The organism is Acidicapsa acidisoli (assembly GCF_025685625.1).
Classification (GTDB): domain Bacteria; phylum Acidobacteriota; class Terriglobia; order Terriglobales; family Acidobacteriaceae; genus Acidicapsa; species Acidicapsa acidisoli.
On the sequence record NZ_JAGSYI010000001.1, the window covers coordinates 2,145,950 to 2,172,063 of the forward strand.

Genomic DNA, 26,114 nt, shown 5'->3' on the forward strand with positions numbered 1-26,114 from the left:
TGGCCAGGACTGGAATGGCGGCGTCTTTAGCCGAGGTAGCTACGAAATGGAGGAGCTTCATGCCGGATCGGGTCCGAGGGCCTGACTAGTGGTGGGTTTCGTGCCGTGCACGAATTAGGCCCAGGTCTCAGGGGCGAGACCTGGGGCACCGGACAACTCCATCTCGCGGCGGAAAAAACAAAGGCAGCATGACTAAGGGGTAGGCGACATCAATGTCGCCCCTCCAATTATTAGTCTTACAACGCATCTTCTTTTCTTCAATGGGCAATGCCACAGTTGGAGCTAATTCACCGTTAACTTGATAGTGGCTTGCTCTTGCAGAGAATTGGAAGTAGCAATAATGGTCACGGTTGCATTAATGGGCGTTGGTGTGGGATTGGAAGCAGCCTGCGAGGCGCCTCCGCCGCAACTAGATAAGAACCCAAGACCAAAAACAATCAAGATTGCCAACGGCCGCACCCGCAACTTGCGTTTCCATCTCAACGCGAAGAAGCATAAAGCCAACCCTAACGCCAGAGGTCTTGACTGCGGTAATCGATCTGTAGAATTTCGAGAAGCAAGCTGGTTGGAACTCGTGATCGTCAACTGTGTACTAGCCGCCCCACCGGACGGCGTTATGCTGGATGGACTGAAGCTGCATATCACGCCGCTTGGCAATCCTGAGCACAAGAAGCTTATGGCGGCATTGAATCCGTTTTCTGGTGTCGCCGTCAAAGTTAACGTCCCTGATCCGCCAGATGAAACCGCGAGCGATGCTGCCGAAGCAGAAAGGCCGAAGCTCGGCACCGGCAGATTGATTACGTAGTTGGCCACCGCGACGCTGCTGTTAAAGTCGCCAGGTGCCACGGCGATAGCTTGAAGGGTTTCAATAGCGGAAACCGTGATCGAACAGGAGTAGGCTGTCGACTTGGCCGTTGGAATACTTCCATCGACGGTGTAATAGATGATAGCGCCCGGTGCCGTGTCACTGATTGAAACTGTCTGCTCTGCAGTATAGGTTCCAGACGCAAGGCTGATCTCTGGCGTCGCTGCCGTAGCCGGAGGTGTGGCAAAGCTGTAAGTTGCGGTTGAGATAACACTATTGCTGAAACCGCTGGAGGCTGCAATCGCAGCAATGGTTTCAGTCGACGAAACTGTAATCATTCCGGCATATACCGATGAACTCGTCGTCGGCGTCGTCCCGTCAGTCGTGTAATAGATGGTGGCACCGTTCGTGGTGTCCGATAACGCCACCGATAGCACGGACGTGTAACTTCCCGATTGGACACCAAAGGTCGGGGCTGCAGCCAGCGGCGGGGTGGCCGCCAGCCCATATTCCCACAGGTCATTGGGTTCGCCATTGATGCCGTCGGCATCGTACCCTGAGCCGCCAAAAAGCCACGGGTTTCCATCTTTATCTGTCCAATTAAAAGCACCTGCGCGACTGCCAGGCACATTGGAGGCTGAGACAGTTCCTGGAGTTCCGTAAACTCCGGCCGCTTCAACGCCGCTGCTACCGCCCTCCCACGCCCATTCGTTGGTTGTTGGATTGAATTTCCATAAGTCGTTCAGCGCCCCGGCCGCAAGCGCGGCCCCAGAACCTGACCCTCCGAAAAGCCAAAGATTCCCGAGTCTGTCGGTCCATGTCACGCCGCTGGTGCGAGGGCCCGGTATGTTGCTGGCTGATGTCACTCCCAACGTGCCATAAGTTCCGATCACGCCAGATTCGTCATACCCGCCCATCCATGCCCATTCACTGGTTACCGGATTGAACTCCCATACATCGTTAATCAAACTTGGGTTTTGGCCGATATCGAAAGCATATCCTCCAAACAGCCAAAGGTTTCCGTTGGCGTCTGTCCAACTCTTTGGAGCCTGACGAGAGCCGGGATTATTGCTGGCGTCCGGGACGCCCAAAGTGCCATAAATACCCGCCAGCCCCCATGTTGGACTTTCACCTGAGCTATTACCGCTCTTCCATGCCCATTCATGCGTTGTAATGTCAAACTTCCATAGATCATTCAGATAGCAGTTAACGCCGGTTGCGTTGTAACCGATACCTCCAAACATCCATAGATTGCCACTGCTGTCTGTCCAACTTGCTGTTTCATAACGCGATCCCGGATAGTTTGTTGGAGCGGGCGTCCCCAACGTTCCATACACTCCCGATTCGCCATCAAATAGGGACGGCACGGTACTGCTTCCGCCCATCCAGGTCCATTCATTCGTTGACGGATCAAACTCCCACAGGTCGTTGAGGAATCCAAGCGTTCCTGCGGAGTCAAATCCCCAGCCGCCAAAGAGCCATAGATGGCCACTAGGATCGGCCCAACCTGTCGCCCACTCACGTCCTCCAGGAGTATCGCCAGCAGCTGGCGCTCCTAACGTGTCATAGACCCCAGGCTCGCCACAAAAAGCCGTTCCAGTGATCTGGATACAGGTCTTGGCGATCGAATTGCTTCCGCTCTTCCACACCCAATCATGCGCTACTGGATCATATTCCTAGAGATCATTAAGAAAGCCGCTGGTACTATCGGCATCGATGCCATTGCCACTAAAGAGCCAGAAGTGACCGTTGTGTCAGTCCAACTGACACCGAAGCTACGACCGCCGGGAACGTTCAAGGCTGCCGCGGTTCCCAGAGTGCCGTAGGTTCCCGGTCTGCCGCTGCCCGAAGTACTGTTGCCGCCCATCCAGGTCCAATCGTCTGTTTGCGCACAAGCGGCGGGGTAAGCAGAATAGAGAATTAGAGCCACGAGAACGAACGTTAAATACTGCGCAACCTTGCGCAGGACACGCGGAAAGCTTGTATCCTCGCGAAGGACGTCGGACCTAACTCCGCTCCAAACTCCCGATTGAAGCGAACAAAAAGATTGTGTCAATGTATATTCCCTCAGCAGCCCATTTCTTGAGGCAGAATTTTGCCCCTCGATCTAGTCAAGTAGATGAATTAGAGTGATGCACTAAAAGATGTCTTAAAGTTGGGATTCATCGTACATGCGCAGACCTTATCAACTCAACTTTTTTTAGACATAAGGCGGGTGGCCTATATCTGAACAAAAAACGGGAAGATGCCGCACGTCTCGCCTTTAAGACCTAGGTCTCAATCAGAACTGAACCGCCTATGCATCCACGGCTCGGGTGTCTAGCCTTCTGCACCCTTCGCAGTCATTTTTGCGCCCAGTTGAGCTACGCATTCGCGGTACGCGCATGGCGCGCCCTAATTCGATGGGGTCTTCACTGAGGCGGCGGTAGCATCGACTAGTTTACGCAGGTTATCTTCATTGGGCATTTTGAACTTCGGATCAAGTTGGGCTTTCACGAGGTCTGAGGCAACAATTGCGTCGAAGACCACACCCGAATTGGCCGAGATGACTGGACCCTTGCCGTTCCCTAAATTATCCGAGTTGATGGAAAATTCCCTGCCGCCGGGACCAACCGTTGTGATGGTGGTGCTGTTCGGGTTCACCGAGGTCTGGCCGTCGTGACCGAGAGTTATGCCTGAAAGTGCGGCGTTGCCCAAAACTCTGAGGCCGCCCTTAGCTTTTTCGCCCGCAGGAGTGCCATTCGCGACGCCGACGTACTGTAACTCGCCCACGCGTGCGCCGCTGGTTGTCTTATCGATAACATGGCTGCCGTTATTCTGAAATTCAACAACCTTGTCTCCGAATCGAACATCGATGGCATCGCCGTTCCTCGCGACAGTCCCATCAATTTTGCCGGTTGGGGCGATCGCGGTTTGCTGCGGCTGTTGATTGACGGCGGCCTGAGCACTCCCAGTCCCAGGAGGTTGTACTGAACTGCTTGCGGAGAGGCCAATTGCTTTCGCCTGTCCGACCGTCATATTGTCCATTACCTGCTCAAATTGCTTTTGTTCATCGGTATCCGAAATCAAAGGTTTGCCGTTCATAATAGTGCCGACACCCGAAAACCTTACGGTTGCAGCCTTATTCCGGATATCCTCACTATTTACCTTGATGATCTGAGCGATTCCGGGAGCGGCAATCTTGACGTAGTACGTGTTGCCACCTGTTTCACCAATCTTAATGGCGGATGCAAGCGCCGCCGCCGCCCCATTGGCGTCGATAGTTTGATACCGTGCTTCGCCAGAAGCCTCGGTGGCATAAGGACTAGTCGCTAAAGCAAGCCCAATAGTTGCAAGTGAAAATAACTTACGGGCTAGAGAGAGGCGATCCCCTGAAGTGGCCATGAGAAAACTCCTCAGAGCGTGAATTTGCAGCCGCGAAGCAGGATGGAAGCTATCGTAGGCTGGAGGCCTTTCTTTGGCAACCGAAATGACTTGACCGGATAATTTATTAAAATTAGCGAGCTTGCTGAAGACACGCAGATCCTTCGCCCGCCCGGCGTAACCACATTGTGATTGGCACACTCTACTAGCAACGCAAGCCGCCGACCCGCGGCACATAGTGGAAGCGGATTAAATAGATATTGTCGCCTTTGCCGTGCTTAGCTACTCTGAGCAGGTCCAGAACACCCAGAAAGCCCGACTCGCGCGCTAGTTCCGGAGTGATGTCCGGTAAACCGATCGGCTCTATCGAGTCCACCTCAATTTCGCCTTCGTCCATGCGGTAGCGCCCGCCTACTCGCACTTTGGGACGCATCCAGATGCGCACGCTACATGTGATCTCTCCTTGTTTAACTCTCGCTCTAAGCCGCTTGGTGAAGACCATGCGGAGAGTTTACTCTGGTCCAAGCCGGTGGGTCTTCGTGAAAGAGCAAATCCTCAACATCCGATTCGCTGTCGGGAGTCCTTGATAAGGTCGAAGGTTTGTCAAAGCACAGAATCTATGCGGAGTGCGTGAGCGTCAAGATCATCGTCAGAGAGGTTGAGGGCCAGAACTACGGGTGGATTCACGCTGCATCACCTAGACGGTTAGGCAACATAACTGCGGTTGATCCGAAGCCCCGAGATACAGCGGGCTAAAGGTCGCTCGGAAGACCGTCGGAACATCTGCAGGTTTTTGCGGTAAGGCGATTTAAAAGTCAGGCGGACTTGGCTGCCGCTTGTCCTGAGCCTTCGATGAGAGTGATGTAACAATTGGTCGGCAGATCTGTGAACCGCTCGGTCAACCCGCTGGGTTGCGGCCACTTCACCTCAACCCAGTCAATCTTCTGATGTGCGCCTGCGCCCAGGACGATGCGCGGATCATGCGCGGAAAGAAAGCTGCCGCCCCCTGTTTGGGCCCGATGGCGCGTCGTGTCTCCGGCCTTGTAAGTCACACGAGCCCCGATGGCGTCGGTATTGCACTTGCGTCCGACCAGCTTAACTCCCAGCCAATGATTCTGCGTCGAGCAATTGTTCTTCAACAACAAAGGAGCCGCGTCGTTCACGCTGATGAGCACATCGACCGCGCCATCGTTGTTGTAGTCCCCAACAGCCAGACCGCGTGAAGCAAATCTCTTCGCGAATGCCGTACCTCCGCGCTCGCTGATATTCTTGAACGAACTCCCATCGTTCTGAAACAGCAGTAGCGGCTCCTTGTAAGTTACATAGTGCGATTCCCGGTCAACAAGATCGTCCGGAAAACCATTGGAAAGTATAAGGTCCAAATTCCCATCGTTGTCGTAGTCGAAGAACTTCAAACCCCAGCCGCTCATCCAGCGTGTAGCGGCTCCGATGCCCATGGGCATCGCAACGTCATCAAAGGTTCCGTCGTGATTGTTCTTGTAGAGCGAGAAAATCTCTTCATTGATGTTCGCGACAAAGATATCGATCCATCCGTCCTCATTGAAGTCGCTGGCATCCACACCCATTCCCGATCGCGTCCATCCGTTAGGGCTGTAGGCGACGTTCGCCATAAATCCGGTCTCTTCAAACTTTCCGCCCCGATTCATAAATAAAAAATTTGCCACTGAATCATTGGAGACAAACAAGTCCATGCGGCCATCATTGTCAAAATCCGCAGCCACCGCTCCCCATGCCTTGCCCAGGTGATCGTTGATCCCTGTCTCTTTGCTAACGTCGGTAAATGTTCCGTCTCCGTTGTTATGAAACAGCCAGTTCGGAAGCGGCTTGAATGGGCGGGGAATGCAGTAGTGCCGCGTGCCATCCGGATCGACGGGGCAGCTCAGCGTCTTGTTGAATTCGCAGAACTGGCAGACGAAGAGATCGAGCCGGCCATCGTTGTCATAGTCGAACCAGACCGCACTTGTGCTCCAGCCCGAAACTCCGACGCCCGCTTTGTCTGTCACATCGGTGAAGGTCCCGTCTCCGTTGTTCCGGTAGAGGATGTTACGTCCATAGTTAGTGACATAGATATCGGGAAGGCCATCGTTGTTGTAGTCTCCCACGGCGACTCCCATGCCATACCCACCGCCGGCGACGCCTGCCTTCTCCGTGACATCGGTGAATGTCCCATCCCGATTATTGCGATAGAGAGCGTTGCGGAGCGATTTTGGAGGACTGTAAAAATCGCATTTTCCACTGTTGACCAAGTAGATGTCCATCCAGCCATCGTTGTCGTAGTCGAGAAAAGCGCAACCTGCGCCGCTGCTCTCCGGCAGATACTTCATTGGAGACTTGCCGGAGGTATGCGTCCAATGAATGCCGCTGCTGGCTGAAGATACTTCTTCAAATATTGCGCCGGAAGTTGAAGCGGAAGTTGCAGCCCAGCCAGGCGTTCGCGGAAGCAGCAATGAGCAGGTTCCCATTGCCATCTGTTGCAGGAGGAGACGCCGCGAAGCAGACTTTATATTCCTTTCGGGCTTTGTCATGATAGGCATAAACCTATTGAGTCCAATTGGGAAGATAGACCAAATACTGGACAGGAGGCTAGAGTATTGGAATGGCGGAGCCAACTAAACCAATCAACGTGCTCATCGTAGATGATCATCCCGTAGTCCGGCTTGGTTTGCGGACGATGCTGGAGAGCGAAGAGAACATTATAGTGACTGGGATGGCCGGATCTGCCAAAGAGGCACTGCTTGAAGTAGCGAGACTTCAGCCGGATGTGGTGCTGATGGATCTGCGCATGCCGGAGATGGAAGGCGCAGACGCGATTGCGGAACTGCGGCGTATCCACCCGGACATACGGATTCTCGTGCTGACGAATTACGAAGAAGATGAGTATATCTTTCGCGCGCTGCAGGCCGGCGCGATGGGATACCTTCTCAAGAGCACTCCCCAGGAGGAGATCGTTCAGGCAGTCGAAATGGTGCACCAAAACAAGCGCTGCATTCCGCCGAATATCGCGAAGCGACTCTTTGAAACAATCGGACGAGAGGAACTGAGTCAGCGAGAACTCGAAGTGCTCAAACTTGTGGCCAGCGGATTGACGAACAAAGAGATCGCGCAGCGCCTCTTTATCAGCGATAAGACCGCCCGGAATCATGTTGCGAGTTGCCTGGTCAAGCTCAACGCGAACGACAGAACAGAGGCTGCGACGACTGCGATCCGGCGCGGACTTATACGTCTTTCCGAGTGAACGATTCGTTGCAGATTGCCCACCGAGCGGGGACAACGCAACAGGGGATGGGAGAGCAGATACGTTAGTGCGCATTGAAGTCAGGTGGAGTGCTGAGTATTCTCTCCTTGAAAAATAAGAACAAACGCTTTTTGGGACTTTCCTGTTGCAGGCTGGCCCTCATGCGAATTTCGGTTCCGTGTCCAGGCGTGCTCAGTATCTGCAAGGCGCCCGCGACGTCGCTGGCTCTCTTTTGCATCCCCAAGATGCCGAATCCTGCTGCCTCCTGCTTGAATTCGAATCCGTTTCCGTCATCTTGTACTACTAGCTCAACGCTGCCTCCATCGAAAATTAGAGTAATCGCCAACTGAGTAGGATCGGAATGGCTGACAGCGTTCGCGATTGCTTCCTGGCCAATATGAAGCAGCGCGTCGGCAAGTCTTAAATTGAGCGGTGTTGAATATCCTTGCAGCTTGGTAACTGTCTTGATTTGATCTCCTGCAATTCTTCGCGCGGTACCTGCCAATGATCCGAGAAGGTTTTGTTGTATTTGTGGCGAGGAAGAGCCGAGCATTGCGATAGTTCTGCTGGCTTCCACATGGCACTTGCGCACAAGTTGGTAGGCAACGCTCAACTGGTCCGCGATGTGACGGGAGTCCTGGTGATCGCCTCGTACAACACTGCGCCGGATTCCTTGAATCTGATATCCGACTCCGGCAAAACTCTGCGCCATTGTGTCATGAATCTCATGAGCCAAGCGCTCGCGCTCCTGGATGATGGCGTAGGCTTTCCATCGCTGAAGACGGAATAGAGCGAGTTGAGCCAACAGAGCAAGCGCCAATGCGACGGCAAAAAGCATTCCCACATGCCACGGAGTCCACCATGGGGGACCAGGGAGTATCGCTGGCCGTTCGACTGAAGCTGCATGCCGTCGCAGATCCATGTAGTCATTCCATGTGGCAGGCGCTATGCCGATATGGCGCCACATGCCGCCTACATTGAGCGACCGTAATCCGATGCGCCCTGTTCGAAGGCACGAGGGCTCTTCAAACGCTATCCAGGCTGTCTGCAGGGAAGTCATATTCTGCACCGATGCTGCAATGTTGCAGCCGACCGCTGTGACCCGCAACCGATACCATACCGAAGTGTGAACACCCCCGGGGAGCGGTACTGGATTCGCTTCCATCCACACGAATGCAGATCGTCCAATAACCATCGTTCCGTCCAGAGTCCGAATGCCGACATAGTATCCGTTGTAGGTATCGGCACCCTCCTTTTTCTCGTCGCTGGTGCGGATGATGATGCCCATATCGGCGTTATCGCCGTTGAATCGAACGTCAGCCGTTACGGTGTAATCTCCCCACGCGCTAGACCCAGCGATGAGCTTCGAACCGCGATCATATGTTTTGTTGTAAATTGCGCCGTTGCTTATTCCCCAGCTTCCACCGACCGCTTTCCACTCATCCATGCGGCCGGCCTGCAACTCGTAAGTATGCGTTGGAACAACTCCTTCTTCACGCCGCCAATGGAGCCAAAGCCAAATCACAGCGGACAAGCATGCGATGGTGCACACGATCGCCAGCAGTCGTTTCGGAGTCACCCTGGGAAATCGCATCGCTGCGATCTCCGGCGATGGGAGCGAAAGCCGGGCTCGAATTGTAGATGTGCGATCCACTATACCTCGAGAGTTCGCATGATCTTACCTTGTCACCTTAGCAGTCGCAAGCCTTAGTACATCTGTACTACTGGCGATTGAGTACTCCGACATATTGTGCGTTGCGGTACGGAGCCCATACGATCCTCGCCGTAAGCAAAGCGACCCGTAGCTTGCTTTGTAAATGATTACATTGGCTTGTATGAAAGAGGCTAGTGCGAGCCGAACGCCAATTTTCAGGAGGCAACACATGCATCAAGAGACCGGGCAAGTGAAATTGTTGCAAAGCTTTCTTGAACTGAACATGCGACACGTGATTCTCGTAATGATGCTGGTCGTTATCGTCTTTTGCTCTGCTGCAGGTCGCGCGCAGAGTACGACGAGCGCTATCTCCGGCTCAGTTGCAGACAGTTCAGGCGCCGTCGTCGTTGGAGCCACCGTTTCGGTTGTCAATACCGCTACCGGCGTTGCATATCACACGACGACAAATAGCCTGGGTGCATACCACGTGACCCAGCTTCCTCCAGGCAGCTACACGATGGAAGTATCCAAGACCGGGTTTGAGACCCAGAACGTTCAGGCCTTCCAGCTCTTTGTCGATCAACAGTTTCAGCAGAACATTACCCTGGCAGTCGGCCAGGCCACCCAGACAATCACTGTCTCCGCGGATGCGCTGCTTCTCGATACGCAGACATCCAACCAGGGACAGGTCATTGAAAACCAACAGATTGACAACATGCCTTTGAACGGCCGCGATGTACTGCAACTGGCACAGCTATCGGCCGGTGTCACTCCAGTTGTTTCGGGCATGAGTTCGCCAGCCTCGCAATGGACCGGTACTGCGACTGTGGCTGTCGTCATCGGCGGCCTGAGAGAAGACGATGCAAGCTATCTCTATGACGGCATTGAAACCCGCAATGCGTGGTATGGTGCGGCGGGCTTGCTTCCTTCACCTGATTTCACGCAGGAGTTCAAGGTCGAGCAGTCCGGCTCCTCAGCCGCTTATGGAGACGGCGGCGCGTTCATCAACGTAGTGACGAGGTCCGGTACGAATGGGTTCCATGGCTCCGCATACGAGTACATCCGAAACAACGATTTCGACGCGCGTAACTATTTCGACCAGGGAGCAGCACCGCCATTTCATCAGAACCAGTTCGGAGCGAGTTTCGGCGGTCCCATCAAGAAGAATAAGATGTTCTTCTTCGGCAACTATGAAGGCTTCCGTCAGATATTTCCGCAGGACGAATTTGCAAACGTTCCAACCGCTGCTCAACTCGCGGGAAACTTCAGCTCCGACAGCCAACAACTCGTCAACCCGTTCGATATTGTGAATGGCGCCTACCAGCCATTTCCTGGAAATCAGATCCCGAGCACCTTGTTTAACGCCACGGCTCAGAAGGTGCTTGCGCTGTATCCGGCGCCGAACGGGCTATACCCGAGCGGTCAGAATTATCACTACGTCTCGAATACCACCGATAACTGGGATCAGGAGAATGTGCGGTTTGACTATACGATCTCACATAAAGACAGCGTTTTTGTGAGATTCACGAATCAGAATCAAACCACCAACGTTACGGACATAACTCCGTCAAGGGAGATTATCTATCCTTCCAATCCGAAGAACCTGGCGGTGGGATGGACGCATTCCTTCTCGCCCAATCTCGTCAATAACGTCCGATACGGCTGGTCTCATACAGCGGTGGGAGAACAACGGGCGGACGGATACAACGCTTCCGATGCCAACCCTCTGGGATTGATCAATGAAGTCGATCAGCCAGGTTCCTATGGTCCGCCTTCTATCGGCGTGACTAATTACGCTAACCCCGGGTCTACTGAAGGGACCGACATCGTCCGCGAAGGCATGAACATGTGGACGGAGTCGCTTCTATACCAGAAAGGCAGGCATCAGATAACCGGAGGTTTGGACATTCGTTACCAGCCGATTTTCATGTATGAGGATTGGGCGGCAACGAATATCAGTTTCAACGGGTCCTACACCGGAGACCCCATTGGCGATCTGCTCCTCGGCGTCCCGAATAACGGCTTTACCGCGCTTGGGGACCCTACCATGAACCTGAGAATGTGGTATCAGTCCTATTATGTCCAGGACAATATCCAGCTTAGTCATCGCCTTAGCGTGAACATAGGTGGACGCTGGGAGCACGCCCAGCAGCCGATCGAGCTAAACAATCGCGTCGGAAGCTTTGATCTGGCTACCAATCAGGATCTCACTTATCCGGATACAAATGTTCTAGGGCTTACGAGAGCTATGGTCAAGCCGATTTACACGAACTTCTCACCTCGCCTGGGCTTCAACTGGACGCCATTTGCCAATACCGATGTCAAAGGTGGATTCGGGATCTACTATCTACAGCCAAACATCAACCAATATGAGGTGGAAGTCGACACGACAAAGCTGTACCTGATTCAAAGTTACGGAAACGCACCAATCGGCAAGCCGCTTAACTACACGTTGAATCAGTTGTTCGGTTCGACTGTGCCCGGAGGCGGTCCAACAGCGTCGTTTATCCAGCCGAACGGTCACACTCCGTATACCTACGAATGGAACCTGTCGATCGATCACACTTTGAGGAACTGGCTCCTGGAGGTGTCCTATCTCGGAAGCGCGGCACACCATTATGAAGAGCGACCCAATCTCGATCCTGAAAATCCGGATGGAACTTATCCTTTGACCGGCTGGAATGGTGTTCAGGAGAATTCCATGTCAGGGAGCTCCTTCTACAGTGGACTCGTGGCCCGCGTTGAGAAGCGCTACAGTTCAGGTTTTTCTCTCATGGGCTCCTATACCTTCTCTAAATGCCTTGGCTGGCCTTGGCAGGACGTCTTCTCATGGCACCCCCTCGATATGGATCTCGATCGGGGTCACTGCCAGGAGGATATGAATCAGAACGTCGTAGCCAACACCATCTATGAGCTTCCCTTTGGTCACGGCAAGGCATTTCTCAACAGCGGTACTCTGAATGATGTGGTGTTTGGAGGCTGGAAAGTGGCTGCTATTGCCGCGCTTCATTCCGGTCCCTGGGAAACACTGGGGAGCAACCAATCCCTTGGTATCTTTGTCAATGGATTGCCCAACGTTACCGGCCCGGTGAACAATTCCTCGCTGCACGGAGGACTGGGAAAGCATGGCAAATTGGGGCCATACTTCAACACGCAGAATGTTGTGCCTGTAACTGCTGTGGGAACCCAGGGAAATTCTTCCGTGCAGGGCATATCCTCCCCCGGAAGCGCTGATTGGGATCTGTCGGGGGACAAGACATGGAAGTTTGCCGAGCAGTATGGTTTAACCTTCAGAGCAGATGTCTTCAACGCTTTCAATCGCGTCAATTTCTACGGACTGGATACGGGAGTCAATGACAGCAAATTTGGCTATGTCCAAAGCGCCAATGCCGCCCGTGAAATCCAACTCAGTTTGCGGTTCGAGTTCTGAAAGCGTGGAGCTACAGTCTGCGAGGTCGAAGAAGAATCGCGCTCTCATTGGCGCCCTTGCCGCGATAGGCTGCCTTCTCGGCAGTTCGATAGCGGCAGGGGCGGCTGCGCTGCAAAGTGCTCCGACGCCGGAGCAGCCAACTTCCGTGCACAAAACCGGATCTGATTCTGGAACAAAGGGGAGGTGTCCGTCGCAAAGGGACTTAGATGCGGCGTTGGCTAAGGCCAGCACTTCGATGCAACAGGCAAAGTATCAGGAAGCAACAGAAGCGCTGCAGCCATTGTCAGGTTCGGGCTGCGACCCGCGGGTGAGCCTGTTGCTGGCAGCGGCCTTCGAAGGAAGCGGGGATTTGAACAGAGCTGAGGAGGTGCTGCAGAAAGCTCATTCCATCTGGCCATCGAATAACAGCATTGCGGCTTCCCTGGCTCGAGAGTTCTACCGTGCAGGGCAGAAAGATAAAGCTCTTGAGGCGCTGGCGCATTTTCATCCGAATGCGACAACGCCGCTGCAGGAGATGGAACTCAGCGTTGTGGTGTTTCTGGCTGGCCACCAACTTGTTCCAGCACAAGGCGTAGCGGAGACGGCTTATAAGAATCACCCATCCGTTCATTCTCTGCTCATGCTTGCGAACGTGCTTCAATTACAGGGCAAGTTCAAGGATGTCATACATCTCCTGGGTGATGAACGAGGCAAATACCAAAGTTCTCCAGAGTTCCTGATTACACTGGCCGAGAGCGAGTTTGATGGGATACTTTATGATGCTGCGCGCGCAGATCTGGAGCATGCGATCTTGCTGGCTCCGGGGTCGTATCAGGGACATTTTCTGTTGGGAAATGTTCTTGCCAAGCTGGGTGAAATAGACAAAGCAATAGAAGAGTATCGGCTCGCGATCACGCTCTCTCCTGACCAGCCTCGGACGTATTATCAACTTGCCCTTGCATTGCAGGAAAAGAAGGATAAGGATGGAGCGAAGCAGGAGTTGGAGAAGGCAATCGCTGTCGATGGGCACTACGCTCCGGCGAGGGTAGAAATGGGAAGGTTGCTCCTCGGTCAGAGCCGGTTCTCAGAAGCTGTGGATCAACTTACGCTGGCAGTCAAAGACAATTCGTCGTCCGAGCAAGCTTATTTCCTTCTCGCGAAGGCGTACGCAGGACTGGGGGAGAAGGAGAAGAGTGATGAGATGGCAAGGCGTATGGTCGCGGTCAGAAATGCTAATTGGAAGGGCTCCGCAAGTGGGGATGCGAACAGGGCCACCGTGAACAGGGCAACGGGACCGTAACTTTGACTATCGGTGCATAGAGTGTTCGAGCCTGGAAAGAGAATTCGACGCTTCAGCTTGGCGAGCAAGGAGGGAGAGAACTTGATGACTTCGAGCGATGAGATGCAACGACGACGTGATTCAAGCATCGTTTCTCCAGGCGCTGACGTTGGAAATAGAAACTCGCCTTCTGCCGCGAGCCTTAGGCCAAGCACGATAAGAGATGTGGCAGGACTAGCAGGAGTTTCAACTGCGACAGTGTCGCGGGTCGTGAATGATGCAGGATATGTGTCGTGCACAACAAGATCGAAAGTTCTGACCGCTATTTCAAGGTTGCAGTATTGCCCGAATACGTATGCGGCCGAATTGGGACGGACTCCGCGTAAACATGGCATGAATGCGTCCTCGGTAGTCCGTCATGGTGGTAAAGCAGGGGTCTGATTCAGGAACGAATAAGTCGATTAAGTTTGCAATAAGAAGCAAATCGGATCGATTGAAGTCAGCGCAACAAACAAAAACGAAGCTCATTGTTGCGCAACCTGTCTATGAAAATCTGTTGTCGATAGAGGAGAGAATATTGCTGAAGGAGAGTCTAGTGAGGATTGTTGCGTCGGTTTTGACTTGTTTTGTTTTTGCCTGCTTTGGTGCCTCTTTTGCGCACGCTCAAGAGAGAGCCCCTGCTACCCCACTCATCGTACACGACCCTTATTTCAGCGTATGGTCTGCGACCGATCGCCTTACTGACTCCGATACAACCCATTGGACTGGCAGTCCGCAACCGATCTCCGGAATTGTGCGCATCGACGGCAAGCCGTTTCGCTTTATGGGCCACCATCCGGACAACATTCCTGCGATGACGCAGACCGGCGCCTCGATCACCCCAACTCACACTCGCTACGCGTTTCGCGAGGGCGGCATAACGCTCAATTTCGCTTTCTTCACTCCAGCGATGATGAGCGATCTCGATCTCCTTTCGCGCCCGGTCACATATCTCAGCTGGAGTGCGCAGGCGGTCGACGGGGCGACGCATAAGGTATCGGTTCTACTAGATGTCGATCCGGTAATCGCCGCCAACGACCGCAGCGAAGAAGTCGTAACCTCCCGCAATCAGACTTCATCTCTCAATGTCTTGTCGGTTGGATCGCGCGACCAGAGGATACTTAACCGCTCGGGCGATAACCTGCGTATCGATTGGGGCTACTTCCACCTCGCTGTTCCAAAGAATGAGGAGGCGACGATTGCTATTGCGCCGAATCCCGGTGAGTTATTCGCGAGATCGGGCACGCTTCCAGCGAGCGATTCGATGGACATGCCTCAGCCTGCCCATCGGGAAGGCCCTCATCTCGCAGCGGTTCTTGATTTCGGGAATGTCGGTGGAAAGCCAGTCGCACATCATCTCCTCGTCTCCTATACCGAGGGCTATGCCATTCAATACCTGGAGCGGAACCTGCGCCCCTATTGGCAGCGCAACAATACGTCTGTAGAGCAGATGCTTGACGCAGCCGAAGCGCAATATGTGGACCTTGAGAAACGCGGTAGCGAATTTGACACAGAGCTAACTGCCGATCTTACAAAGGTTGGCGGAGAACACTACGCTGCATTGGCGATCCTGTCCTATCGGCAGACCCTTGCGGCGCACAAGTTGGTTGCTGACGTGAATGGCGATCCGATGCTCTTTGCGAAGGAGAACTTCTCCAATGGCTGCATCGCGACGGTCGATGTGTTGTACCCATCCGCTCCATTCTTTCTCTTCTTTCAGCCTAGGTTATTGGAGGCGCAGCTTCGACCCGTGCTCGAATACTCCGCGCTCGCACGCTGGAAGTTCCCCTTTTCGCCACATGATCTAGGCCAATATCCGTTGGCTAACGGACAGGTTTATGGCGGCGGAGAAAAGACGGAAGAAGATCAGATGCCAGTCGAAGAGAGTGGCAACATGCTCATTCTCGTCGACGCGCTGGCGCGTGCCGAGGGCAATGCGCTGTTAGCAGAGCGCTACTGGCCGCAACTTACAAAATGGGCCGAGTACCTGCGCGAAAAAGGACTCGATCCGGAGAATCAACTCACGACGGATGACTTTGCCGGTCATGTTGCGCATAATTCGAATCTTTCCATCAAAGCTATCGACGCGCTGGCGGCTTATGCAGATCTGGCACATCTGCTCAAACAGGAGAACGTGGCGAAGGATTACAGCGCGACCGCGAAAACCATGGCTGAAAAATGGGTTGGCATGGCGGTTGAGGGAGACCATTACAAACTCGCATTTAACAGCCCCGGCACCTGGAGCCAGAAGTACAACCTGGTGTGGGATGTTGTCCTCGATTACAACCTCTTTCCAAAGAGCGTGCGTGATACCGAGATGGCCTATTACTTGAAAAAGATCAATCGCTACGGTCTCCCGCTCGACAGCCGCGCAGACTATACGAAGCTTGACTGGTCGCTGTGGACTGCGACGCTGACTTCGAGTCCGGAACAATTCAAAGCGCTCATGGACCCTATTTATCAGTGGATCAATGAAACTCCCAGCCGGGTTCCGCTGACGGATTGGTATGACACCAAGACTGGCAAGCAGATCGGCTTTCAGGCGCGGAGCGTAGTTGGCGGTGTTTTCATCAAAGCTTTGTCCGATAAACAACTTACGGAAAAGTGGCGACGCCTGAACGGCATCGCGAGTTCAGACGTGGATGCAACTCGTGGAGAAGCGCGTTGAAGCGAGTCGCTCTGTTCGTGCTAAATTGTTCACTTGCGACTGCATTGAATGCGCAGGTAAATACAAAAACGAGCTTGGGCTCCGACACGCAGGCATGATGGTAATTTCGGTGCGCGGCAAATGACTTGCGACGGCAACCAGAGTATCCGAAGAAGACTGATGAGAGGTAACACTTATGCCAAGGATGGGATTTCGAGAGGTTCGCCGCAGTCATCGCAATATCATTTGGATGTGCGGCTTGCTCTTGTCGGTTTGTGTTTTGGCACAAAGCCAGGGAGCGAGATGGACAGAAGACAAGGCCAATCAGTGGTACAGTCAGCAGGCGTGGCCTGTCGGCGCTAACTTCCTGCCGTCGACCGCTATCAACGAACTGGAAATGTGGCAGGCAGACAGCTTCGACCCCACGACAATAGATCGCGAGCTTGGCTGGGCGGAAGGCATCGGCATGAACACGATGCGGGTCTTTCTGCATAACCTCGTCTGGGAACAGGATCCCAAGGGTTTCGAACATCGCATTGACGTCTTCCTGACTATTGCTGCGCGTCATCATATTCGGCCTGTGTTTGTCCTCTTCGATTCCTGCTGGGATCCGCTGCCGAAACTCGGCCCTCAGCATCCGCCCATCCCCGGCGTTCATAACTCCGGTTGGGTGCAGGCTCCCGGCGCGGAGATTCTCGCCGATCCAACGCAGTACCCGCGTCTCGAGCGTTACGTGAAGGGCGTCGTTGGGGCTTTTGCCAACGATTCACGCATTCTCGCCTGGGACGTTTGGAACGAGCCGGATAATGGCAATGGCAGTTCCTACGGCAAGGGTGATCCCAAAAACAAGAACGAGATCATCCTCGGTCTGGTTCCACAGGTCTTTGCGTGGGCACGCTTCGCACACCCCTCACAGCCGCTCACCAGCGGCCTCTGGCATGGTGACTGGAGTTCACTGGCCGCTATGCCACCTATGGCGCGCATCCAGATCGAGCAATCAGACGTCATCAGCTTTCACAACTATGGCTGGCCAGAAGACTTCGAACAGCATGTCAAATTGCTCGAACAGTTCCATCGCCCACTTATATGCACCGAGTACATGGCCCGAGGCGCAGGCAGCACCTTCGACACGATTCTTCCCATCGCCCATCAACACCACGTTGGAGCAATCAACTGGGGATTGGTCGCGGGCAAGAGCCAGACCTACCTGCCCTGGGACTCCTGGCAACATCCCTACGTGAACGAGCAGCCGACTATCTGGTTTCACGATGTCTTCCACGCCGACGGAACGCCCTACCGCGAGCGTGAAGCAGAGATCATTCGCGGGCTGACAGGCAGGAAGTAGAGCGGACTTCCCGTGTCCTGGATTCGATTGTTGCGATTGAATCTGTGAATTGGCTCTATTCCCCTCGCAACGCCCGGATAGGATCAATCGACGCGGCTCGGAGCGCGGGAAGTCCGGAAGCCGCGACAGCCAGCAGTAACACAGCGATTGCGGCTGCCGACAGAGCAAACGGATCGAATGGGCTCATATCGAAGAGAAGCGACCGCATGAGCTGCGATGCGGCGGCGGCCCCTCCTAAACCGAGTACGCATCCGATCACAGCCAGTTTTGTACCCGACCGCAGAACTAGTCGCACAATTGCTGCCCGCTGCGATCCAAGCGCCATGCGGATTGCCATCTCCTGCACCCGCGATGCCACGGTAAACGAGATGACGCTGTAGATCCCCAGGACCGCGAGCAGCACCGCAGCAAAGGCAAAGCTGCCGATAAGAATTGTGTTGAAGCGTCGCGGAGCCTCGCTTTGCGAAACAGCCTGCTCCATGGTCTGTACCTGCGTCAGCGGTAACTGTGGATCGATAGACCGGACCGACGACCGCAACGCATTCTCCATCTGCTCTGCCGGAAGGGAGGACCGGAGCACGATAAATCCGCCGTTTCCATTCAGATCGGTAGCAGGGGAGGCGAGCGAGCCTGCGTCATCCTCTGCCTGGTCCACTGGTATGTAGTACTGCTCTTTCGAGGGGTCATCCGGCGAGGTAAGCTTGACATCCGCTACTTCCCCCACCACCGTCAGCCATGGGGTCTGCATCTCTTGTGTCCCGATGCGCAATCGTTTCCCGATCGGGTCCTGGCCGGGCCAGTAATGTTCCGCCAGCTTGTGATTCACAATCAGCGCGAGTTGTGTGCCGTGCCGGTCCGACTCTGTAAAGAAGCGCCCTCGGATCAGTGAAATCCCCATCGCAGGGAAGAAATTCCCCATAACCTGTGATACGGTCGCCAGGTTCATATCCGCCCCCTTGGGCGGTACATACCCTTCCACTACGAATGTTTGATTGTTATTGTTGCCTCCGGCTGGCAACAGGCTGGTCAGCGCCGTTGTGGTCACTCCGGGCAGCTGATTCAACTGTCTCAGCAGTTCGCGGTTGAATGTATCTACCTGTGACTGCTTCTCATACTGCTTCTGCGGAAGCGAGTACGAAGCTGTGGTGACATGCTCAGGCCGGAACCCAAGGTCGACCGACCGCATCTTTTCGAAGCTGCTTAGCAGCAGGCAAGAGGCCGTCAGCAGGACAAGCGCAATTGCAATCTCGGTCACCACGAGCGTTGACCGCAACCGCGCGTGACCTCCGCCTTCCGACCCGCTCCTGCCGCCTTCTTTCAGGTGCGCGTTGACATTAGTGCGCAGCGCCGCAAACGCAGGGGCCAGGCCGCATACCAGGCCCGTAACCACACCGAGAGCCAGCGCAAACCCCACGACATTCCAGTTCAGTCCAATTTCGCTGATCCGTGGCAAACTTTCAGGAAGGACACTCTTGCCCACACGAAGCGCCACCGCAGCCATCGTCAATCCGAGCACTCCTCCGCTCAGGCTCAGCAGCAGGCTCTCCAGGATCGCCTGACGCAGGAGCGCCGACGCCCTCGCACCTAGCGCCAGCCGCACGGCGACCTCTCGTTGCCGCCGGATGGCACGCACGAGCATCAATCCCGCCAAGTTTGCGCACGCAATCAGGAGCACGACCGCGACTGCAAGAAACAGCGTTTTCAACAGCGGCTTCGTCTGCTCTGTTGTGTCTTCCTGCAGGGGCCGCACCATCGCGCTGATGTGCAGGTTCACCATCATCGCCGGGTAGTTGCGCATGATCTCCTGCGCGACTGTCTCCGCGTCGCTCTCGGCCTGTTTGGCTGTAAGGCCCGGCTTCAGCCGCCCCACCATCTGGTAGCTCCAGTTTGCAGCCGAGGCAGGCGTCAATTCCGGCTCCGTGAAACTCATTGGAACCCAGAGTTCCGAACGGTTGAGTTGACCGGCCACGAGTGGAAACTCGAAGTTGCGCGGCATGACACCGATTACGAGATACGGTTTACGATCCAGCAGAATCTTGGTTCCGAGAATCTTCGCGTCGCGATGAAAACGGTTCACCCAGGTTGCATAACTCAGCACCGCGACCTGCTGGTGATGCTCGTCTTCGTCTGCCGTGAAGACTCGCCCGAGTTGCGGATTCACTGCGAGCGCAGAGAAAACTCCCGCCGTCAGACGCGACGCATTCACCTGCGCCGGCTCGCCTATTCCGGACAACTCGTATGCCGCGCCCTGGTACCCGCCCAGTGCGGTAAAGCCATGCGTCTCTCGGGTGTATGCCCGGATGTCCGGCACGGTCACGCCGACTTCATTGCTGCCGCCAACGTTCACGCCAGCCAGCCGGTCTGACAACACCATTACCCGCTCCGAATCTGGAAAGGGAAGTGGCCGCAGCAGCACTGCCTCGACGATGGAGAAGATCGCCGTCGTCGCACCGATGCCAAACGCGAGCATGAGTATCGCCGTGATGGTGAATCCAGGCGATTTCGCCAATTGGCGCGTGACAAAGCGAAGATCGAAAAGCAATTTCTGCATGGGGAACTCCTCAATGAGCTCAGGCTGAGTAATTACAGGAGCAATTATCCTTCCAGTTTCTTATCCGTTAAATCTCATGGAATGAAAAGCCGGACGTCACTTTCGCCCTCGACCGCAATTCGTACTGTCCAATCCTGGAAATAACTGTTCACAAATGGACGCGGTCGAAGCGGATTGATCCCTGCAATGTTCCTACGATTGCGTGGCCGGTTGAGTTCCATGGCAATTGTAGGTACGCCGCAATTGGCGCATTTTGGTTCCTTCCGACTATGGAATCACCTACACTGAAGACGCTTTCGGTTCAGACTGTATTCGACGTACGCTCAAGTATTGACGCCGTCACGGAAACGGAGCTGCTCTCAGGATAGAGAGCAGCTCCGTTTCTCTTGCGCGGCATTGACCCAAAGGCAATTGCTTCGGCTTAGTGAGTGCGATCAGGCTAATTCTCGATCGTTTGCTCTTCCGCTTTGGAAATGGCCTGGTCGCGCAGAAATTGGCTGCCGAAGACTCGGAAGTCGGTGACCTGCTTCAGTGAGAATGCCGGGCCTGATACGGGGCGGGGCAAACGCAAACGGAATAGATCGGCACCGTTGACGTCGACCAGCACGAATGCCGGGCGTTGGTCAGGCTGAAGCGTAGCGATTTCGATGTTGCTCATCTCCAGATTGCGCAGATGGCGCAGGAAGAAGCCGGTGGCGGGCAGAGCGCCGAACATCTCTGGGTCGGGATAGGCGGTTTCGCGCTCTTCCGGCTTGCGTGCGGCCATCTCGGCGTTGCCGCCGCCTGCTTGTTGCAGGAAGACATCGCTGATCTTGATGTCTTCTATCTGGTATCCCGGGACGCCGCTGAGAATGGAGGGCAACTGGGATGCGCCGGAGCTGGTGATGTTGCTGAGGATCACGCGCCGCATCACACCGGGCTTTGCATCGCGTGGACCGCGCATGCGCGTGCCGAGACGCAGAAACGTGGGAGCGCTGCGAATATCGCGCATGGTGATGCCGGTGAAGGTGACGTCCTCGACCAATGCGCCATCTTCGGACTCCAGTGCGAAGCCCTGGCAGCTTTCAAAGACGCAATTCGAAATCGTGACGTTGCGGAAGCCGCCGTTGGACTCGGTGCCGAGCTTGATGCGGCCGGTGGGAATTCGAATTGTCCCTTTCTTCCAGGTGCCGTCGAGCACGGAACCGATCTCGTATCCGCCGGTCACGTAGCAATTGGTGATGGTGAGGTTTTCGGTCGGGCGCGGGTAGCCGAGGGCGAAGGAACTCTTGGGGCAGATACCGTCGTCGATGGGGGAGTTTACGGTGCAGTTGGAGACGCGGACGTTGCGGCAGCAATCGATGTCGATGCCATCGCGGTTGGTGTCGATTTTGAGGTTGTCGATGGTGAGATTATCGACGCCTGTGGCGAGGACGCCGAACCAGCCACCTCTGAGGATCGAGAAATCGCGAAGGATTACGTTGTAGCAGTTTTTGAGCGCGATGGCTTTGTTGCCAACGCCGGGCTTGGTGGTGTCGGGCAGGTCGGTGTCGTTGGAGTGGCCGCGGCTCAGGCCTTTGCCCCAGATCAGTCCCGGGCCGAGGATGGAGAAGTCATGAATGTTCTCGCACCAGATCAGGCTGTTATGCCAATGATTGTGGCCGTAGTCCTGAAAGGCGTTCCAGTCAGGATTCTGGGGCTCGGCTGCATCGTAGCCTCCGGTCGCCGTGCCTTCGAGTGGCGTGGAGCCTGCGAGGATGGTTGCGCCCTGGTCGAGATAGAGGCTGACGAAGCTCTTCAGGTGGATGGAGTAGCTTAGATAGGTTCCTGCGGGGAAATAGACTGTGCCGCCGCCTGCGGTTGCCGCATGTTCGATGGCGCGATTGATGGCTGCGGTATCGATCGTCTGGCCATCGCCGGTGGCCCCGAAGTGTTTCACGTTGAGGATGCCGGAGTTTGCGAGGGCTTCCTTGGAAAGCTCTTGCGCTCCTGCACGGACTGCTGTTTGTCCAACTGCTGGAACTCCTACTAGCACTGCGCCTTGTGCGGCCATGGAAAGCAACTGTCGACGATCAATCACGGGGAATCACCTCAGTTAGGTTAGGGATTGATTTATGGTACGTGCGGGTATATATGCGGCGATATGCAGGATCGCTTGCATCCGAAACTGTGATGAATTGGAGTGTCAGTCTCATGGGCAATTGGCTGCATATCGCGCGCGTTTCTAATTTACTCGCAGCAGCAAGACGCCATGCGAAGGCACGGGAGCTGAATACGCTCCGCCTGTGAACTTTACGTCCTTGTGCGCCCACAGGTCATGTGCTTTTTTTACACGGTTCAGGTGCAGATCGGTCAGATGGATGGTCGCGTCGGATGGGGTAGCTCCGAGATTGACGACACCGACTGCGACGCCGCCATCGGCCATTGGCTTGACCCAGGTCTCAAGGTCGCCGTTCTTGATGGGCGAGGCCTGTTTGCCCAGGGAGTCCTGATCGACGGCGATGACTTCCTTATTTAAAAGGATTGATTTGGTGACAGGTGTCATGTCACGCACGTCGTTGCCGGCCAGCAGGGGCGCGGCTGTGAGCGCCCATAGGCTCATGTGGGAGCGGTATTCGTCGTCGGTCATATGCCCGTTGCCGACTTCTAGCATGTCAGGGTCGTTCCAGTGACCTGGGCCGGCATAGGGCGCCGTGGGCACCTGTTGCTCCACGTTGCCGATCATGCTCGACCACTCGTCGCGGATGTCGCCTGTTGTGCGCCAGAGATTGCCGCCGACCTCGGTGCCCCATTTTTCAACGTTGCCCCAGCCGTATTCGCACAGGCTGTAGACGATGGGACGGCCAGTAGATTTGAGGGCCGCACCCATCTTCTGATAGACGGGTTGCAGCGCATCGTTCTTGTAGATATTTCGGGCGCTGCACCAGTCGTACTTCAGGTAGTCAATGCCCCAGGAGGCGAAGGTCTTCGCATCCTGCTCCTCGTGACCGTAGCTGGCGGGATAACCTGCGCAGGTGCGCGGTCCGGGCGAAGAGTAGATGCCCAATTTCAGTCCTTTGGAGTGGACATAGTCGGACAGAGCCTTCATGTCTGGAAACTTGTGGTTGGATTGCAGGTTGCCCTGCGCGTCGCGTACGCCTTCCCAGGTGTCGTCGATGTTGACGTAGATGTAGCCTGCATCGCGCATTCCGCTGGATACCATCGCGTCGGCCATAGTACGGACGGTTTGGTCATCGATCTTTCCAGCAAAAAGGTTCCAGCTATTCCAGCCCATCGGCGGAGTTTTGGCCAGATCGTTGCCGGGCACTTTTTGCAGCGGCGGAGGTTCAATGTAGCTCACGGAGGGAATATCTACGGTCGCAGCGGCGGGAGTAGCGACCAGATTGTGATGACCGCGCTCGATGCCGTGCAACTCGCCGTTGACCAGGTCGCCGACGAGAAATGGCCTCGTGGCGCTCCATGCGGCAAAGAGCTCGAAGTGGCTTCCTGTCGCTGTGCCCTTCATTTGCACGGTGTAGTCCAAGTTCTTCATGGTGCCGGTCAATTCGTTGCCATTCTGCTTCAGTTCTATGAGTGATTTCGGTTGTTCGCCGTTATCCAGAGGCTTGGCAACCACCATCCAGCGCCCGGTGAGGCTTTGCCCATGTCCTGAAACCGAGCCGAATAAGAAACAAGACACCGCAAGGGCGTAAACGCTAACGGTTGCTAATACCCCATTGCGCAGCCAGCTCTTTTGCATCACTATTCTCCATATGGTTGGGAAATGTCGCACTGTCAGACACAGGATCGCTGTGTATCTGTCATCTCAGCTTCGACTTTCAAGCGGAATCGAATTGTATACGATTACATCAAGGTCGCACCAATTGAAAGCCTCCCTCGGAAGAATTGTAGATAAGGCGGAGGACGTGTCGCAGTCCCTTTGGAGCGGTGAGCAAAACTGACGCCGTCGCAGCTTGCTCAGACCCGGATGCCCTGACCTTCGACGATTGTGATGTAGCGATCAACGGCGAGATTGGTGAAGGTGTCGATGTGTGTGCTTGGTTTGGGCCAGTGGATTTCCAGGTGGTCGAGGATTGTGTTTGAGCCGAGGCCGAGGACGATGCGCGGATCGTGGCTGGAAAGGTAGCTGCCGCCGCCGGTCTTGAGTAGCGAGCGCTTGAGCGTGCCCGCGGACCAGGAGACGCGGGCGCCGATGGCGTCGGCGTTGCATTTCGTGCCGACTAGCCGAACGCCGATCCAGTGATTGCCGTGTGCGGCTTCGTTGCGCAGCAGGATGGGCACTCCGTTGTTGACGGAGACGAGGACGTCGACGGCTCCGTCATTATCGAAGTCGCCCGTGGCCAGGCCGCGAGCTGCGAATTGGTCGTGAAAGATGGGGCCGGCTAGGGAGCTGACGTTCTGAAGGCTCTTGCCGTTGTTGTGGAAAAGCAATAACGGCTCGCGATAGGTCACGCTTGCGGAGTGGGTTTCGATCTGGTCGTCGGGGTGTCCGTTGGCGATAAAGAGGTCGAGACTGCCATCGTTGTCGTAGTCGAAGAAGCGCATGCCCCAGCCGCTCATGGCGCGGGTGGCGCTGCCCAGGCCGGACGAAGCTGCGAGGTCGTCGAAGGTTCCGTCGTGGTTGTTGTGGTAGAGGGAGTCCATCTCCTGATCGACGTTGGTGACGAAGAGATCCTGCCAGCCGTCCTGATCGAGATCTGCGGAATCGACGCCCATTCCTGAGCGGGCGCGGCCGTCGGCGCTGTAGGCGACTCCGGATTCGAGGCCTTCGTTGCGAAATTTGCCCTCGTGATTGACGAAGAGGAAGTTCTGCACAGTGTCGTTGGCAACGAAGAGGTCCATCCAGCCGTCGTTGTTGATGTCCGTGGCGACGGCTCCCCAGGCTTTGCCACGAATGGAAGCAATGCCGGCTTGTGCGGAGACATCGGTGAATGTTCCATCGCCGTTATTGTGGAAGAGCCAGCTCGGCGCAGGCGGATAGACGCTGGGAATGCAGTAGAAGCGATTGCCGGTCTTCTCATTGCCGCAGAATTTGTTGTCTGGCTTGGCGAACTCGACGAAACGGCAGATGAAGAGATCGAGGAGGCCATCATTATCGTAGTCAAACCAGACGGCGCTCGAAGCCCAGCCGGGTGTGACAATACCGGATTTCTCTGTCACGTCAGTGAAGGTTCCGTCGCCGTTGTTGCGGTATAGGATGCAGCGGTTGTATCCGGTGACGAACATGTCCGGATGCCCGTCGTTGTTGAAGTCACCGACCGCCACGCCCATGCCGTACCCGGCGCCCGGAACGCCTGCCTTCACGGTTACGTCAGTAAACGTTCCGTCGCGGTTATTGCGGTAGAGGGCGTTGCGTAAAGGAGCGGTTGGCGTGAAGAAGTCGCACTCGCCGCTGTTGACAAGGTAGATGTCCATCCAGCCGTCGTTGTCGTAATCAAGGAAAGAGCAGCCGGCGCCGGTGGTTTCGGGCAGGTAATAAGCTGGGGAACGGCCATTGGAGTGCGTCCAGGTTACGCCGGATTGCGATGGCGCTATAGAACGGAACAACCCGGGAGCCGCGGCGGTGGCTTGGGAGAAAGCTCTAGGCGCGTTGAGACTGGCGATTCCGGCTCCTAATGTTGCGAGAAAGGCCCGGCGCGTTATTTGTGCCATATTTTCGCCGTTCCAGACCGTGAACGTTGCCGGTCAGATTGCAGCCTGAGATGGGGCCCGGGATTGCAGTGGGCGGGCGGCAAAAGGCAATTTAGCGGCGGAAAGGAAATTACACTCGGAAGGCATTTCTGCTCC

15 protein-coding genes are annotated in these 26,114 nt (G+C 55.3%); 6 read left to right on the forward strand and 9 right to left on the reverse strand.

What is annotated here, in order from left to right:
• Positions 1 to 282: 282 nt before the first annotated feature.
• The 4 genes from OHL23_RS08680 to OHL23_RS08695 all read right to left on the reverse strand — a co-directional run bounded on the left by OHL23_RS08680 (position 283) and on the right by OHL23_RS08695 (position 6,651).
• Entirely contained in the window at positions 283 to 2,454 is a 2,172-nt protein-coding gene (locus OHL23_RS08680; RefSeq protein WP_263351383.1) for a chitobiase/beta-hexosaminidase C-terminal domain-containing protein, read from the reverse strand.
• Between the two features lie 745 nt (positions 2,455 to 3,199).
• Positions 3,200 to 4,189 (reverse strand): hypothetical protein, encoded by a 990-nt coding sequence (locus tag OHL23_RS08685; RefSeq protein WP_263351384.1) that lies wholly within the window; start codon positions 4,187 to 4,189, stop codon positions 3,200 to 3,202.
• 184 nt (positions 4,190 to 4,373) lie between these two features.
• Positions 4,374 to 4,613: an ASCH domain-containing protein gene (locus OHL23_RS08690; protein WP_263351385.1), complete on the reverse strand. Its 240-nt coding sequence runs from the start codon at positions 4,611 to 4,613 to the stop codon at positions 4,374 to 4,376.
• Positions 4,614 to 4,983: 370 nt separating this feature from the next.
• Positions 4,984 to 6,651: a CRTAC1 family protein gene (locus tag OHL23_RS08695; protein ID WP_263351386.1), complete on the reverse strand. Its 1,668-nt coding sequence runs from the start codon at positions 6,649 to 6,651 to the stop codon at positions 4,984 to 4,986.
• Positions 6,652 to 6,785: 134 nt separating this feature from the next.
• Here OHL23_RS08695 and OHL23_RS08700 point away from each other — a divergent pair, with 134 nt between their 5' ends.
• The gene (locus OHL23_RS08700; RefSeq protein WP_263351387.1) at positions 6,786 to 7,424 is read left to right on the forward strand and encodes a response regulator transcription factor; all 639 of its coding nucleotides are present in this window, start codon (positions 6,786 to 6,788) and stop codon (positions 7,422 to 7,424) included.
• Between the two features lie 64 nt (positions 7,425 to 7,488).
• Here the strand turns inward: OHL23_RS08700 and OHL23_RS08705 are convergent, their stop codons facing one another.
• Positions 7,489 to 9,018, reverse strand: a complete 1,530-nt coding sequence (locus OHL23_RS08705) for a family 16 glycoside hydrolase (protein ID WP_263351388.1) — start codon at positions 9,016 to 9,018, stop codon at positions 7,489 to 7,491.
• A gap of 289 nt (positions 9,019 to 9,307) precedes the next feature.
• Here OHL23_RS08705 and OHL23_RS08710 point away from each other — a divergent pair, with 289 nt between their 5' ends.
• The 5 genes from OHL23_RS08710 (at position 9,308) to OHL23_RS08730 (ending at position 17,797) form a co-directional block, all read left to right on the forward strand.
• Positions 9,308 to 12,508, forward strand: a complete 3,201-nt coding sequence (locus tag OHL23_RS08710) for a TonB-dependent receptor (RefSeq protein ID WP_263351389.1) — start codon at positions 9,308 to 9,310, stop codon at positions 12,506 to 12,508.
• Positions 12,509 to 12,722: 214 nt separating this feature from the next.
• Complete coding sequence (locus tag OHL23_RS08715; protein WP_263351390.1) at positions 12,723 to 13,787, forward strand: tetratricopeptide repeat protein; 1,065 nt, start codon at positions 12,723 to 12,725, stop codon at positions 13,785 to 13,787.
• 102 nt (positions 13,788 to 13,889) lie between these two features.
• On the forward strand, positions 13,890 to 14,207 hold the full coding sequence (locus OHL23_RS28575; protein WP_317891673.1) for a LacI family DNA-binding transcriptional regulator: 318 nt from the start codon (positions 13,890 to 13,892) through the stop codon (positions 14,205 to 14,207).
• Positions 14,208 to 14,361: 154 nt separating this feature from the next.
• Positions 14,362 to 16,473 carry a glutaminase family protein gene (locus OHL23_RS08725; protein ID WP_263351391.1) on the forward strand — a complete coding sequence of 704 codons (2,112 nt, stop codon included), beginning with the start codon at positions 14,362 to 14,364 and terminating at the stop codon, positions 16,471 to 16,473.
• A 175-nt stretch (positions 16,474 to 16,648) separates the two neighbouring features.
• A complete protein-coding gene (locus OHL23_RS08730; protein WP_263351392.1) occupies positions 16,649 to 17,797 on the forward strand; it encodes a glycoside hydrolase 5 family protein in 1,149 nt (382 codons plus the stop codon).
• A 55-nt stretch (positions 17,798 to 17,852) separates the two neighbouring features.
• Here OHL23_RS08730 and OHL23_RS08735 read toward each other — a convergent pair whose 3' ends face one another.
• The 4 genes from OHL23_RS08735 to OHL23_RS08750 all read right to left on the reverse strand — a co-directional run bounded on the left by OHL23_RS08735 (position 17,853) and on the right by OHL23_RS08750 (position 25,979).
• Positions 17,853 to 20,348, reverse strand: coding sequence for an ABC transporter permease (locus OHL23_RS08735; protein ID WP_263351393.1), 2,496 nt, complete (start codon positions 20,346 to 20,348; stop codon positions 17,853 to 17,855).
• A gap of 439 nt (positions 20,349 to 20,787) precedes the next feature.
• Entirely contained in the window at positions 20,788 to 22,407 is a 1,620-nt protein-coding gene (locus OHL23_RS08740) for a rhamnogalacturonidase (protein ID WP_317891662.1), read from the reverse strand.
• Between the two features lie 144 nt (positions 22,408 to 22,551).
• Positions 22,552 to 24,066 (reverse strand): glycoside hydrolase family 27 protein, encoded by a 1,515-nt coding sequence (locus OHL23_RS08745; protein ID WP_263351394.1) that lies wholly within the window; start codon positions 24,064 to 24,066, stop codon positions 22,552 to 22,554.
• Between the two features lie 218 nt (positions 24,067 to 24,284).
• Positions 24,285 to 25,979: a CRTAC1 family protein gene (locus OHL23_RS08750; protein WP_263351395.1), complete on the reverse strand. Its 1,695-nt coding sequence runs from the start codon at positions 25,977 to 25,979 to the stop codon at positions 24,285 to 24,287.
• Positions 25,980 to 26,114: the final 135 nt, after the last annotated feature.

What these genes read in the sequence shown, in the direction of transcription:
- OHL23_RS08685 (WP_263351384.1), bottom strand. Translation starts at nt 4,189, where the DNA reads ATGGCCACTTCAGGGGATCGCCTCTCTCTAGCCCGTAAGTTATTTTCA.
- OHL23_RS08695 (WP_263351386.1), bottom strand. Translation starts at nt 6,651, where the DNA reads ATGGGAACCTGCTCATTGCTGCTTCCGCGAACGCCTGGCTGGGCTGCA.
- OHL23_RS08700 (WP_263351387.1), top strand. Translation starts at nt 6,786, where the DNA reads ATGGCGGAGCCAACTAAACCAATCAACGTGCTCATCGTAGATGATCAT.
- OHL23_RS08705 (WP_263351388.1), bottom strand. Translation starts at nt 9,018, where the DNA reads ATGCGATTTCCCAGGGTGACTCCGAAACGACTGCTGGCGATCGTGTGC.
- OHL23_RS08710 (WP_263351389.1), top strand. Translation starts at nt 9,308, where the DNA reads ATGCATCAAGAGACCGGGCAAGTGAAATTGTTGCAAAGCTTTCTTGAA.
- OHL23_RS28575 (WP_317891673.1), top strand. Translation starts at nt 13,890, where the DNA reads ATGCAACGACGACGTGATTCAAGCATCGTTTCTCCAGGCGCTGACGTT.
- OHL23_RS08730 (WP_263351392.1), top strand. Translation starts at nt 16,649, where the DNA reads ATGCCAAGGATGGGATTTCGAGAGGTTCGCCGCAGTCATCGCAATATC.
- OHL23_RS08735 (WP_263351393.1), bottom strand. Translation starts at nt 20,348, where the DNA reads ATGCAGAAATTGCTTTTCGATCTTCGCTTTGTCACGCGCCAATTGGCG.
- OHL23_RS08745 (WP_263351394.1), bottom strand. Translation starts at nt 24,066, where the DNA reads ATGCAAAAGAGCTGGCTGCGCAATGGGGTATTAGCAACCGTTAGCGTT.
- OHL23_RS08750 (WP_263351395.1), bottom strand. Translation starts at nt 25,979, where the DNA reads ATGGCACAAATAACGCGCCGGGCCTTTCTCGCAACATTAGGAGCCGGA.